Annotated in this window: 10 protein-coding genes; all 10 read left to right on the top strand. The window is 62.3% G+C overall.

Going from position 1 to position 13,281, the window contains the following annotated elements:
* Positions 1 to 97 precede the first annotated feature (97 nt).
* Positions 98 to 1,039 (top strand): LysR family transcriptional regulator, encoded by a 942-nt coding sequence (locus tag FPT15_RS22645; protein ID WP_145164802.1) that lies wholly within the window; start codon positions 98 to 100, stop codon positions 1,037 to 1,039.
* Positions 1,040 to 1,446: 407 nt separating this feature from the next.
* Positions 1,447 to 3,312, top strand: a complete 1,866-nt coding sequence (locus tag FPT15_RS22640; RefSeq protein WP_145164799.1) for a 3-dehydroquinate synthase — start codon at positions 1,447 to 1,449, stop codon at positions 3,310 to 3,312.
* A 5-nt stretch (positions 3,313 to 3,317) separates the two neighbouring features.
* Positions 3,318 to 4,187, top strand: a complete 870-nt coding sequence (locus FPT15_RS22635) for a UbiA family prenyltransferase (protein WP_145164922.1) — start codon at positions 3,318 to 3,320, stop codon at positions 4,185 to 4,187.
* Positions 4,184 to 4,867, top strand: a complete 684-nt coding sequence (locus tag FPT15_RS22630; RefSeq protein ID WP_145164797.1) for an EboA domain-containing protein — start codon at positions 4,184 to 4,186, stop codon at positions 4,865 to 4,867. The genes FPT15_RS22635 and FPT15_RS22630 overlap by 4 nt, the downstream gene beginning before the upstream one ends.
* 40 nt (positions 4,868 to 4,907) lie before the next feature.
* Positions 4,908 to 5,792, top strand: a complete 885-nt coding sequence (locus FPT15_RS22625; RefSeq protein WP_145164796.1) for a TatD family hydrolase — start codon at positions 4,908 to 4,910, stop codon at positions 5,790 to 5,792.
* Positions 5,789 to 7,003: a metabolite traffic protein EboE gene (gene eboE, locus FPT15_RS22620; RefSeq protein WP_145164794.1), complete on the top strand. Its 1,215-nt coding sequence runs from the start codon at positions 5,789 to 5,791 to the stop codon at positions 7,001 to 7,003. Before FPT15_RS22625 ends, eboE begins: the two co-directional genes overlap by 4 nt.
* On the top strand, positions 6,993 to 8,438 hold the full coding sequence (locus FPT15_RS22615) for an alkaline phosphatase family protein (protein ID WP_145164792.1): 1,446 nt from the start codon (positions 6,993 to 6,995) through the stop codon (positions 8,436 to 8,438). Before eboE ends, FPT15_RS22615 begins: the two co-directional genes overlap by 11 nt.
* Positions 8,408 to 9,550 (top strand): hypothetical protein, encoded by a 1,143-nt coding sequence (locus tag FPT15_RS22610; protein WP_145164790.1) that lies wholly within the window; start codon positions 8,408 to 8,410, stop codon positions 9,548 to 9,550. The genes FPT15_RS22615 and FPT15_RS22610 overlap by 31 nt, the downstream gene beginning before the upstream one ends.
* A gap of 10 nt (positions 9,551 to 9,560) precedes the next feature.
* Positions 9,561 to 11,924, top strand: a complete 2,364-nt coding sequence (locus FPT15_RS22605) for a hypothetical protein (protein WP_145164788.1) — start codon at positions 9,561 to 9,563, stop codon at positions 11,922 to 11,924.
* A 58-nt stretch (positions 11,925 to 11,982) separates the two neighbouring features.
* The gene (locus FPT15_RS22600) at positions 11,983 to 13,281 is read left to right on the top strand and encodes a hypothetical protein (RefSeq protein ID WP_145164786.1); all 1,299 of its coding nucleotides are present in this window, start codon (positions 11,983 to 11,985) and stop codon (positions 13,279 to 13,281) included.

Raw genomic sequence — 13,281 nt, 5'->3', positions numbered from 1 at the left:
CAGGTCGGTAACGTTGGAGCCCACGATAGGCTTTCAGTTTGTTCCGAACCAGAGCAGAATCCAGAACTTATTGTCCTCATAAGCGAACAATAGAATCATGGAAAAGGCTGAGATCGAAGGGCTGTGGACCCACATTCATTGGCTGTCGGTGCTTGAGGAGCAAGGCACCTACACCGCCGCCGCCGCGCGCCTGGGCGTGAGCAAATCCGCCGTCAGCCAGCGCATTTCAGACCTGGAGAAAGCCACCGGCACCCGGCTGGTCACCCGCACCACGCGCAGCGTGCGGCTGACCGATGCGGGCCTGTCACTGACCCGCGAAGTGCGCAGCGCCTATGCGCACATCGCCCGTAGTTTCTCGTCGGTGCGCGACGCTGCCGGGGAAATTCGCGGCCTGGTGCGCCTCACCGCGCCGGTGGCGTTTGCCCGCCAGCAGCTGGTGCCGCACCTGTCCGAGTTCCTGCAGCTTTACCCGCAGGTGCGCATCCAGCTGGACGTCTCGGATGCCTTGAGTTCGCTGGCGGCCGAAGGCTACGACCTGGCGGTACGGCACGGCTTCCAGGTGCCGGAAACCCATGTGGCGTGGAAGCTGTGCGACACCGGCTCGGTGCTGGTCGCCACGCGCGAGTACCTGCAACAGCACGGCGAACCGCGCGAACCTGGCGACCTCACCGCGCATAACTGCCTGTACTACCCGCGGGGCACCGACCAGCCGGCGTGGACCTTTGAACGCGGCGGCAAACAGGTTGAACGGGTGACCGTGCCGATCGCTGGGAGTTTTTCGACCAATAACAGTGAAGCGCTGCGCGACTCGGCGGTGAACCACCTCGGCATCGCCCTGCTCCCGGATTTCAGCGCGCAGGCCGCACTGGCCAATGGCATGTTGGTGCAGGTGCTCAAGGGCTGGACGCTCAGGGGCGCGTTTGCCGATGAGATATACCTGATTCGACCGTACTCGCCCCATGTACCTAAATCGGTCAGTACCTTAGTTGGCTATCTAAAGGATAAGTTGTCCGGCGGTTTTCGGTTCATGGGTAAGTAACACACTTATGCAGACGACTTAAGCGGAACCATTCTCGACAAGCACTTAGTGCCGAACGACTTATAGCCAGCGGCAATAATCCAAATAACCAACGTTAAGACCTTGTATTGAACTTGTTACTTGCCAACGCCTGCAACAACGGGTTCTTGACGCTTTAAAAAAAGCCATACAACTAATTGTAAAACATAGATAAATATCGCTGTGTAAACCTCGCCAACCTGCCGATTTTAAACTCCTTGCGGCGCAAACTTGCAAAAAAACCACAACCGGCTACGTTCATGAATACCGTGAAAGCCATCAGCCATTACGCACACAACCAGCCCGACGGGCGAGGAACTCTATTGCTCTGAAAACAGCGCTTAACACTGACACGGAACTTAGTCTTAACTCTCAAAAGGGATGCTTTGATGAAGCGCAGCCGGTGGTACCGTGCGTTCTCGAAAAAGGGGCCAGCCGAACATTTTTGGCTGTCGTTGATAGGCTTTGCTGTGCTGGTGATCGCCAGCTTCCTGTTGTTTGAACAACAGATCCAGGACTTCCTGATTCACCTCAACCTGTACCAACCTTCGACGCCTGTCCAGGCATTCAACCTGGCACTGCTGTTGCTCGCCCTGCTCGCCCTCGATGTGGTGTTGCCGGTGCCGTCAAGCCTGGTGGCGTTGCTGGCGGTGGCCATGCTCGGCAGCCTTGGCGGTTACCTGGTGATTTTCATTGGGCTGTGCCTGGGCGCCGGGTTGGGCTATGCCCTTGGCGCCGGCTATTTGCGCTTGCTGTCCGGCCGCCTTGGCTTGCCTCAGCGCCAGCCTGGGCAGTTGGCGTATCGGCTGGGCACGTTGTCGCTGATTTGCCTGCGCGGCGTGCCGGTGCTGGCGGAAACCTCGGTGGTGGCCGCCGGCATGCAACGCTACCCGCTGCGCGCATTCTTGCTGATCACCACCCTGGCCAACGCCGGACTGGCACTGGCTTACACCGCCATCGGCACGCTGCTCATCGAGCAGAACTCGCTGCTGGTCACCCTCCTCGCCAGCATGGTGCTGCCGCTGGCGTTTATGGCCGGTTACAGCCTGCTCAAACGCAAACCCGATGGGCAGCAGCCGCTGCGCGGACGGTTCGAGGTCAGTTACGACTACCCGGTGATGTTCACCGATCACGTGTTTGATCCGCTCAACCCGTGCCTGCACTGCGCGCTCGTCACCCAGCACGAGGCGCCGGTGACGGTGATGGTGTTCGTCGATGAGCAACTGCTGCACAGCGCCCCCCAGTTGCTGGCGCAAATCGACGCCTATTTCGCCGCCCATGCAGACCTGCATTTGCAAACCGCCCCCATCGCCGTGCCGGCGGGTGAACTGAGCAAAACCTCACGCGTGCTAGAGCAGCTCTACACCGACATGCTGCAACACGGGCTGGACCGGCATTGCTACGTGCTGGCCCTGGGCGGCGGCGCGGTCCTGGATGCGGTGGGCTACGCCTGCGCCACCTTCCACCGTGGCATTCGCCTGATCCGTATTCCCAGCACGGTACTGGCCCAGAACGACGCCGGCATCGGCGTGAAAAACGGCATCAATGCCTTCGGCCAGAAGAACCTGCTGGGCGCTTTCTACCCTGCCACGGCGGTGATCAACGACTTCCAACTGCTCACCAGCCTCACCCGCCGCGACCAGATCGCCGGGCTGGCCGAAGCGGTCAAGGTGGCGCTGATCAAGGACCAGGCGTTCTTCGCGTGGATGGAGCAACACGCCGATGCCCTCGCCCGTTTTGATCACCCGGCCAGCCGCCATGCGATTCGCCGCTGCGCCGAGCTGCACATGGCGCACATCACCGGCGCCGGCGACCCGTTCGAACGCGGCAACGGTCGGCCGCTGGATTACGGCCACTGGGCCGCGCACAAACTGGAAAACCTCAGCCACCACCGGCTGCGCCATGGCGAAGCGGTCGCGGTGGGCATGGCGTTGGATGGGCTGTATGCGAATGCCTTGGGGTTGTTGAGCGATACCGACACTGAACGAGTGATGAGCCTGCTGCGCAAACTGGGCTTCAACCTGTGCCCGCCGGAGCTGACCTTGAAAGATGCGCAGGGCCGCTCGCCGCTGTTGCTGGGGCTGGAGGAGTTCCGCCAGCACCTGGGCGGGCAACTGTCGATCCCCATGCTCAACCGCATCGGCCAGTCGGTGGACCTGCATGAAATCGACAGCGCGACGATGGAGGTCGCGCTGCAACGCTTGTCGACCGCAAGCGATGCAGCGCTGGTGCTGGGCGAGGGTTACGCACAATGAGCCCGATGAAAACCTGGATGACCCTGGGCCGCGTCTCCAACCTGCCCACGGTATGGACCAACACCCTCGCTGCGGCCCTGCTCGCCAGCAGCGCCGGCGCCCTGGCACCGCCGTCGTCGCTGGTGTGGGGGCTGCTGCTGATCACGCTGTCGTTGCTGTACCTGGCCGGCATGCTGTTGAACGACTGGCTTGACGCCGACTGGGATCGGCAACACCACAACCCGCGTCCGATCACCCTGGGCCTGGCCAGCCGGCAGCAAGTCGGCCTGGCCACGGCGCTGCTGCTGATACTCGCCGCCGCAGCGGTACTGGGCCTGAGCCGCTTGATCGACAAGCCGCATTGGTTGCTTGGCAGCGTGGTGCTGTTGGTGGGCTGCATCGTCGGCTACAACCTGCTGCACAAGAAATACGCCCACAGCGTGTGGCTGATGGGCGCCTGTCGCTCGGCGCTGTACCTCACGGCAGCGGCCAGCCTGGCGGTGCCGCCGGAGCCGATCTGGCTGTGCGCGATGCTGCTCGGCGTGTACATCAGCGGCCTGACCTACCTGGCGCGCCAGGAGCATCGCAACCAGCTGATCAGCCGCTTGCCATTGCTGCTGATGCTCAGCCCGCTGGCCCTGGCGTTCTACTCCAACACGCTGTGGTTCTGGCCGGTATTGCTGCTGTGGCTCGGCTGGTTGGGCTGGCATTACTGGAAACACCTGGCCAACCCGCAACAACGCCAGGTGCGTGCCTTTATCGGCGCTGGCCTGGCCGCCCTGCCGCTGTTCGACGCGCTGGTGCTGGCGGTGGCCAACCAACCGTTGGGCAGCCTGTTGTGTGTGCTGGTGTTTTTCCTGCTTCCCCACTTTCAGCGCTGGATCAAGCCGACATGAACATGCGCCAGGATGGCCTCGCCGCACACCTTCAAGCCCTGACCCAGCAACTGAACGCCGCCGAACTGGATTGGTGGCAGCAGGCGCAGGCGCAGCTTGCCCAGCAACCCAGCGCCACCCTGGCGGCGTTGTTGAGCGGCCAATGCAAGCGTCTGCTGCCCGCGCCGGCCGTCGAGTTGGCACGTGCACTGGTGGCGGCCAAGGCACTCGAACACACCCCGGCCACCGAGCAGGTGCCGTTGCTGCGTCAGCTGTTCCTGTGGGGTGACGACCAGGAAAAAATCGCCCTGCTGGGTGCGCTCGACTGGCTCGACAGCGACGGCCTTTGCGTGGAGCTCGCCCTGCAGGCCGGGCGCACCAGCAACCCGCAGGTATTTGCCGCCCTTGCCCTCGATACGGCTTACCCGTCACGCCATTACCCGGAGCGCGCCTTTCACCAGTTGGTACTCAAAGCGCTCGGCATGGGCCTCGACGTCGGGCGCTTGATGGGCCTCACGCAGCGCCAGGGCGTCACGCTCAACCAGCTGGCCCTTGACCTGCTCGACGAACAGCTCGCGGCCGAGCGAACCGTGTCCCCCGGGCTGCCCACCGTCATCGCCTTTGACCTGCTCAGCCCGGCGCAACACCAGCGCCTGCGAAGCCTGAACCTGCCGCCGCAATGGCGCGCCTACCTGACCTGACACCGCACAACGCCGCCCCTGCCCTTGACGAGGATTCACCATGCTCAAGTACTTCGATCCGCATATTCATATGGTCAGCCGCACCACCGACGACTACCAGAACATGGCCGCCGCCGGCATCACCGGCGTGATCGAACCGGCGTTCTGGCAGGGCCAGGCGCGCACCAGTGTCGGCAGTTTTGTCGACTACTTTGACACGCTGCTGGGCTGGGAACGCTTTCGCGCGAGCATGTTTGGCATTCATCATTTCTGCACCATCGGCCTGAACCCCAAAGAAGCGAATGACCTGTCGATCGCCAATGAAGTGCTGCAGATTCTGCCGCGCTATCTGGTCAAGGACGGCGTGGTGGCAGTGGGCGAAATCGGCTACGACGACATCACCCCTGAAGAGGACCGCTTTCTCGCCGCGCAGCTGGAGCTGGCCAAGCAATTCAACCTGCCGGTGCTGGTGCACACGCCGCACCGCGACAAGATCGGCGGCACCAAACGCACCCTCGCGGTGATCCGTGAAGTAGGCATCGCCGAGCACCTGGTGATCATCGACCACCTCAACGAACTGACCCTGCCGCTGGTGCTCGACAGCGAGTGCTGGCGCGGCCATTCCATCTACCCCAACACCAAGATGTCGGAGCAGCGCATGGTCGCGCTGCTCAAGGAATACGGCACCGAAAAAATGGTGGTCAACAGCGCTGCCGACTGGGGCATCAGCGACCCACTCAAAGTGCCCAAGACCGGCCAGGCGATGTTGGCCGCAGGCTTCAGCGAAGCCCAGGTGGAACAGGTGCTGTTCCATAACCCGGTGGACTTTTTTGCCCAAAGTGGCCAGCTCGACAAGGCGCTGGTGAGCACGCCACTGCCCATCGACCAGCGCAAGCAATGGCAGGAAAACTCGGCCCTGCGCGGCCAGGAACCGGTGGTCAAATGAGTGTCGGCAACGGCTGGACGGCCGCCCAACTCGGGTATTGCAGCAATGTGCACCCGACCCGCGACCTGGCCGGGTTACGTGCCTCGATCAAGCAGCACTTTGAAGGCGTGCGCAGTTTGCGCGGGCTGCGGCAACAGGACAGCGGCCTGTGGATTTGCGCTCACGCGGCGGCGCAGTTGCAGCAGGAATCGGCGCGCGTGCCGTTCCTGGCATTGCTCACGCAAAGCGGCTTGCGCCTGACCTCACTGAACGGTTTTCCCTATGGCGAATTTCATCGGGGCGCCGTCAAAGCCGACGTCTACCTGCCCAATTGGGCCGACCCGCAACGCCTGGCCTACAGCCTGGACCTGGCGCGCATTCTCGCCGATGCCTTGCCAAACGACTGCCGCCACGGCGTGATTTCCACGGTACCGCTGGGCTATGCCGCCACCTGGACGCCGGCATTGCAGGCGCGCGCCGACGAGCATCTGAGCCAACTCACCGCCGCACTCGCCCACCTGCATTGGCAAACCGGCAAGAAAATCGTGTTCTGCCTGGAAATGGAGCCGGACTGCGTGCTGGAAAACACCGAGCAGGCCATCGCGTTTTTCCAGCGTCGGCAAGCCATGGACCCCAACCATGCCTACTTGGCGTTGTGCTTCGATGTGTGCCATCAGGCGGTGATGTTCGAAGACTGCTACCAGTCGCTGGAACGGCTGCGCGCGGCCGGGGTGCCGGTGGGCAAGGTCCAGCTGTCCAACGCGATGATTTGCCGCTTGCCATCGGACGATGCCAGCCGGCGCGAACACGTGCTCACGACCCTGAGCAGCTTCGCCGAACTCACCTACTTGCACCAGGTGAAAGCGCTCACGGCCCAGGGCCATCGAGTGGCCTGGCCAGACCTGCCGGCCGCCCTGACTGACTGCGCCGGGTTCGACGAACTGCGCATCCACTTCCACATCCCGCTGTTCAGCGACCACCTGTTGTTGCCCGAACTCAGCGGCAGTCAGGTTGCCCTGGCGCAGACCTTCGATTACCTGGCGGCGCATGCCGATTTTCGCCCGGTGCTGGAGGTGGAAACCTACAGTTGGGGCGTGCTGCCCGTTGAATTGCGGCCCGCTACCGAGGCCGCTCAACTGGCCGGCATCGCCGCCGAACTGCGCTGGGTCGAAGAGCAACTGCGCCAGCGCAACCTGTTGCATGTGCGGGAGGCCTACGCCGATGCCCTCTGAACAACCGCTGCTGCTGATCAATGTGGTCGGGCTGACGCCCTCGCTGCTGGGCGAAGCGACGCCGCACATCAACACCCTGCTCAAGACCGCCAAGATGGCCAGCCTGCAACCGGTGTTCCCCGCCGTGACCTCGACGGTGCAGGCCTCGATCCTCACCGGCGCACCGCCGTCGCAGCACGGGATTGTCGGCAATGGCTGGTACTTTCGCGATCAGGCCGAGGTGCGTTTCTGGCTGCAACCCAACGCGCTGATCCAGGGCGAAAAGGTCTGGCACACGCTCAAGCGCGAGCTGCCGGGCTTTCGCTGCAGCCAGTTGTTCTGGTGGTACAACATGTACGCCGACGTAGACGCCGCCATCACCCCGCGCCCGCATTACCCGGCCGATGGGCGCAAACAGTTCGGCCTGTATTCGTCACCGCCCGGGCTGCATGAGCAGATCGAGGCGCAGATTGGCGAGTTCCCTTTCCATGGCTTCTGGGGGCCGGCGGCGGGCATTGCATCAAGCCGCTGGATCGTCGATTGCGCAATGGCCGAGTTCCAGATCAATCGCCCTCACCTGCAATTGATCTACTTGCCTCACCTCGACTACAGCTTGCAGCGCGTGGGGCCTGAGCACCCCTCGATTGCCGATGAAGTGCGCGCCATCGACGCCGAGGTGGGGCGCCTGCTGGCCTTCGCCGAGACGCAGGGGGCGGCGGTGATGGTGCTGTCCGAGTACGGCATCGAAGCGGTCGAGCAGTCGGTGTCGATCAACCGCGTGCTGCGCGCCGAAGGCCTATTGCAGGTGCGCCAATCCTTGAGCTGGGAATTGCTCGACCCGGGCGCCAGCGCGGCGTTTGCGGTGGCCGATCATCAGGTTGCGCACATCTACGTGAAGCAGGCACAGGACATTGCGCGGATCAAAGCCTTGCTGCAGCGCCAGCCCGGTATCGAGCAAGTGCTCGATAAAGCCGAGCAACGCACCTGGCAGCTCGATCACCCGCGCAGCGGCGAGCTGGTGGCCGTGGCCGCCGCGGGGTACTGGTTCGATTACTACTACTGGCTGGATGAGCGCAAGGCGCCGGACTTTGCGCGCACCGTGGACATCCACCGCAAGCCTGGCTACGACCCGGTCGAGCTGTTCATCGACCCGGCGATTCGCTTCCCCAAACTGAAAATGGCGCGCCGCCTGCTGCAAAAAAAGCTCGGCTTTCGCTACTACATGGACTTGATCGCGCTGGACACCACGCTGGTGCGTGGCAGCCACGGCCGCCTGCCCAGCAGCGCACAGACCGGCCCATTGCTGATCACCAATTGCGACCTGGCGTTACCGCAGCAGCTTGCGGCGACGGCAGTCAAGCAACTGCTCCTGGAACATTTCCTGGGGCGCCCACACCTCGAACTGGCCAATGCCAAGGAGCTTCCATGCGGCGAGCCTTATCTATCACTGTCCTGAGTGCACTGGCCGGATTGGCCCAGGCCCAAGGCGCAAGCACGGCCTTCGACTGCACGAATTTTCTGCAGTTTGGCGGCAACCTCGACAAGACGCGAGCCACCTTCACCCAGAGCCCCGAGACCCTGGCCTGGAACTGGTTTGTCTGCCTCAACCAACCGGCTGCGGCACAAAGCCCTGATCGGGCCTGGGAAACCATGAAGCCTTCAGACCAGGTTTACCTGGCCAATGGCACGCAACCCCTGCCCTACGCCCAGCGCACACCCGTGCCCGCTGCGGTGCTGACGCAAGCCCAGGCGATGGGCATGAACGTCAATCGTCTGTTTCACAACCTCAACGCCACGCAACAGGTGGACGGGCTGATCCTGGAAATGGGCGGCCAGGTGCCGCAAGCCCAGCAAGGCCAGGCGGTGCGGTTTCAGCTGCTGATGGGCCCGGACACCTTCAACTACATCGTGCAGCAGAAGGTTTACAACGTGAATGGCCAGGCCGCCTTGACCAGCGACCTCAACTTTCCCTCCACGGCCTGGGAGCTGAAGGCCGCCTGGCTGTGGATCGGCAACAACCCCACCTACCAGCAGCAACTGGCCAACGATGGCTACTACATCGCCCAGACCTACTACCAGCAAGGCAGTGAGTACGTGGTCGGCTATGCCGCGTTGAGCGGCTTGCATGTGATCAACAAGTTGAACCCCGACTGGGTGTGGACCACCTTCGAAAACCGCAACAACAGCAAGTACACCGTGACCAACGCGATCCCGCCCACGCCGATGACCAACAGCACCGGGCCGACCCCGGCGGCGCAGCCGGTCAATACGAGTTTTCAGGCAAGCAACCCCACGCTGGCGCAATACGAGTTGATCGGCGTGCAATCCAATACCACGCCCACGCTGCTCGCCAACTCCCAATTGGAATCGGCGTTCCAGAACCAGTCGTCGTGTTTCGCCTGCCACGGCACCGCCGCGTATTCGCCGACCAAGGGCTACTTCAATTTCGCCCTCAAACAAGACGGCGGCATCGTTTACCCAACCGCCGCACTGCCGGCTTCCGACTTTGTCGGGTATCACAAACTGGACTTTGTCTGGTCGCTCAAACGCGCCCAGTGGCAACGCTAAGGAGCCTCACATGAGCGTATTGAATTTCCCGCGTATCTACCTGGGCGGCCATATGTTCTGGAACCCGCCGACCGCCAACAACAACGACATGTACCCGCTTTACGATGCGGTAAAAATGCAGATGAACTGGCGGTTCCTGGAAGCCTTCAAGATCACGCCGCTGAACGCCGCCAGCCAATTGCTGCCGTGGACCATCGCACCACTGGCGCCGGCCGCCGTGCCGGACTACGTGATGCAGGTGCCGGGCAATGCCGGGCAGTTGGCATCCCCCATGATTCCCGGCGAGTGGAACCTGTTCGGCGATAACGCCTGCGGCACCGTGAGCTACAACCAGACCCAGTCGGTGATCACCGGCGGCGAGTTGCCCGACGGTGGTTACGTCAGCCAGGACCCGCTGATCAATCAAAGTTATCAGCTGCTCGGCAATCCGTTTGGCGGCGCGCCGACGTCGCCGGCGCGTTTTGTCGACGTGAGCCCGTGGCAGAACACTTTCACCGCGCTGTACTTCGACAAGCTGGTGCTGGGCAATGCGCAATGCGGCCTGACGCTCAACCGCGAGCATCGCATGCTCGACCGTTTCCTCAATTTCAACTGGGCCAACCTCGGCGGCCTGGCGTACGTGACCACCACCTGGCAGACCTGCTTTGCGAAAGAAAACCTGGAGTGGGTGATCGGCAACTCGGCCTTGCTGCAAAACCTGCAGGCGCAGATGGCGCAACAACAGGCCAAGGGGCTGATGTTCCGCTTTACCACCTACCTGACCTGCTACGACAAGAACGGCATCTTCAACAACTACCCACCCATCAACACCCACAGCGCCACGCCCGAAGCCCAGGCCAAGGTACAGGCCATGTATCAACAGGCGCTGGATAACGTCGGTGATATTTTCTTCAACCCGGCCTATAGCCGTACCGTCGGCAGCCTGGGGTTGTGGTTTGAGGATGAATTCCCCACCGCGCCGGCAGGCAGGCGCCTGGTGCCGGCCGCCAAGGTGGCGATCTACAAAACCTCACCGGGCACCACCAGCCAGGTTCAACTGGGCGTGATCTCGGCCCAGGCCCATGGCAATACCTTGTCGCTGGACCTGGGCAACGCCTTTCCGTTCTACCCCATCGACAGCAAAGCCGACATTCCGGTCGCGGCCAAGTACCAGGCCGGCAACTACCAGATCGGTATCCGCCAAGGCACGCAATTCAGCCCGTTGGCCAGCTTTGGCTATGACGATTACCAGCAATTGGCGTTCGACAAGCGCGCCGGCATCCTCGACCTGCCCCTCACCGTCGAGGCCCAGGCGCAGCTGCAATCCGGCACGCTGGAACTGCAACAGCAAGGCACCACGCCGGTCATCGCCGCGACCCAGCAACTGTGGACTGCCGAGGTGGTAGAGAGCGCCAGCTTTATCGACGTGGGCGACACCAAGACGTTGCAGGTGATGGTGCAATACGACGGCCAGCCCGCACCGGCCGGCACCACGTTGTGGGTGGCCGAATACGGCAATGCCTACATGCTGTGCACCACCGATTACTACCTGGCGTTCAGTAACGCAGCGGACTTTTCGCTGTTCAATAACGACCCGCAGAACCCGGCCAACAACAGCCCCTGCCTGCCGCAATTTGTCGGTGCGAAGACCCTGGCCGGCCAGATCACCGAAGGCACGGGCCGCCAGCTCATGGCAACCCGGCTGGCGGTGCCCGCCGATCAAACCGTGCCGGTGACCTACCAGCAATTCCTGCCGACGCCCGCCGCTGTCGCCCTGAGCCCGACGCTGACGTTCGCCAACCCGATCACCCTGCAACGCACGTTGCAAGACCCACTGAACAGCCCGGTGCAATTTAGCCTGACCAAGATCCAGACCGATGCCAATGGCATCGCCAACCTGACGGTCACGGCCCAGGCGCCGGGCTTTCCGACCTTGCGTTTCTTTGTCCAGGAAGGCCAGCAGGAACCGGAGATTCCTTTCAGCTTTCCGCTCAACCAGGCCTTTACCGATTTTCTCGCGCCGCTGCGTGTACTGCCGCTGGAACCGCAGATGCAGCAGGATTTCGTCAACGCCTGGAACCTGATTTATCAGCGTGAAAATGCCGGCCAGCTGATCTGGGAGACCTTCATCTACCCGTTCATCCTGCAGCCGTTCTATTACCTCTACCCGATCATGAGCAAGTACATGCCGCTCAATAACCTGACGCGCATCGAGGGCGCCGTCGACCAACTGATCGTGTTGATCAGCAAGGCCTATCAGGAGGAAAGCACGCTGGCGATGCCCATCACGCGGGACATGCCGCAAAGCCGTCGCGCCGTGCTGGAACTGTGGGCGCAGGCGTTGGTGAAGCGTAACTATCCACCCGTCCCGCTGAGCATGAACGACTACGCGTAAGCCACGCACAGGACCACCGGGTGACGCCCCTGTCACCCGGTTTTCAAAGGAGTGTGTTATGAACGCCAGCCTCTTGAGCCGACTGTTGCTATTGCTGATGCTGCTCAGCCCCGGCGCCTTTGCCAGGGACGACAGCGGCAAGCCCTCGGCATTGGCCACGCAACTCAATTGCCAGCCGCCCACGAGCGCGCCCGCAGCCACTGCCAGCCAGGACCAGTTCGATCAATACAGCTGGCAGCTTTTTGTTGCCTTGAACTGGCCGGCACAGGACGGGCAGCGCGGCGCGCCCAATTGCAGCAAACAGCCCGGCGACCCCGGCTATACCGTGTGGCAGACCTACAAGACCGTCAGCGAAATTTTCCTGCCGGGGGCCGCCAACCCCGGGCCGTGGAATAGCCCGCTGACCGCCAGAAGCCTGGGCATCATCAACATCGCAGCGCTGAAAAACAGCTCACTGGTCAACTCCATCGACCAGGCGGTGGGCGGCTGGTTGATCGATCAGGCAGGCAACCCGACCTACTACGATATTTCGGCCAACCAGGCGTCCTACAACTACATCGTCGGCAATAACTTCTACAACGCGAATGTGGTGTCCAGGGCCAATACCATCAACTTCCCCAATGGCGTGATCGAGGTTAAATCCAGCTGGCGCGTGCTCACCGCCCGTGACAATGCCAGCCACTACCTCACGCAGTTTGCCCGCGTGGCGCGGTTCAACAGCCAGGGGCAGCGCATTGGCGTCGGCGAGGCGTACTTGGGCCTGGTGGGCTTGCACATCATCACCAAGGTCAACGGTTACCCGCAGTGGATCTGGTCCACCTTCGAGCAGGTCGAGAACGTGCCGCCCAAAGCCAAAGTCAACGGTCAATGGGTCGATCAACCGGCTCCCGGCACGGCCTATTCCTACTTCAATGCGGCCGCGCCCGCCGCCGCGCTGAACCAGTCACCCTGCAACTGGCAAACACAAGGCACCCAGCTGGTCTGCGTGCCCAAGCCCGGCACCACATTCCAGACGCCCAACCCGCTGAACCGCGTGACGCCCATTGCGGATGTAACGAGTTGGGTGAACAACAACTATCGCAATGATCCGGGCCTGCAACGCAGCGTATTGAAGTACTACCAGTTGATCACCACCCAGCGCCCGCTGATGCCGAACAACCCAGGCAACCCACTGGGCCAGCCGACCCCGGCGCTGTCGGCCAACGTGACCATGGAAAGCTATATCCAGCCCACCAGCAGTTGCATGAACTGCCATTCGATGGCGACACCGGTGAAAAGCCCGTTCAAGTCCGACTTCTCCTACCTGTTCAAATTTGCCAACAGCCCCATCACCCCACACGCCACGGGCAAGGAATAG

The organism is Pseudomonas sp. RGB, assembly GCF_007713445.1.
In the GTDB taxonomy this organism is placed as follows: Bacteria; Pseudomonadota; Gammaproteobacteria; order Pseudomonadales; family Pseudomonadaceae; genus Aquipseudomonas.
This window is presented reverse-complemented; position numbering and strand designations above follow the sequence as displayed.

Coding starts and splice junctions, on each gene's coding strand:
- FPT15_RS22640 (WP_145164799.1), top strand. CDS start 1,447: ATGAAGCGCAGCCGGTGGTACCGTGCGTTCTCGAAAAAGGGGCCAGCC.
- FPT15_RS22630 (WP_145164797.1), top strand. CDS start 4,184: ATGAACATGCGCCAGGATGGCCTCGCCGCACACCTTCAAGCCCTGACC.
- FPT15_RS22610 (WP_145164790.1), top strand. CDS start 8,408: ATGCGGCGAGCCTTATCTATCACTGTCCTGAGTGCACTGGCCGGATTG.
- FPT15_RS22645 (WP_145164802.1), top strand. CDS start 98: ATGGAAAAGGCTGAGATCGAAGGGCTGTGGACCCACATTCATTGGCTG.
- eboE (WP_145164794.1), top strand. CDS start 5,789: ATGAGTGTCGGCAACGGCTGGACGGCCGCCCAACTCGGGTATTGCAGC.
- FPT15_RS22605 (WP_145164788.1), top strand. CDS start 9,561: ATGAGCGTATTGAATTTCCCGCGTATCTACCTGGGCGGCCATATGTTC.
- FPT15_RS22615 (WP_145164792.1), top strand. CDS start 6,993: ATGCCCTCTGAACAACCGCTGCTGCTGATCAATGTGGTCGGGCTGACG.
- FPT15_RS22600 (WP_145164786.1), top strand. CDS start 11,983: ATGAACGCCAGCCTCTTGAGCCGACTGTTGCTATTGCTGATGCTGCTC.
- FPT15_RS22635 (WP_145164922.1), top strand. CDS start 3,318: ATGAAAACCTGGATGACCCTGGGCCGCGTCTCCAACCTGCCCACGGTA.
- FPT15_RS22625 (WP_145164796.1), top strand. CDS start 4,908: ATGCTCAAGTACTTCGATCCGCATATTCATATGGTCAGCCGCACCACC.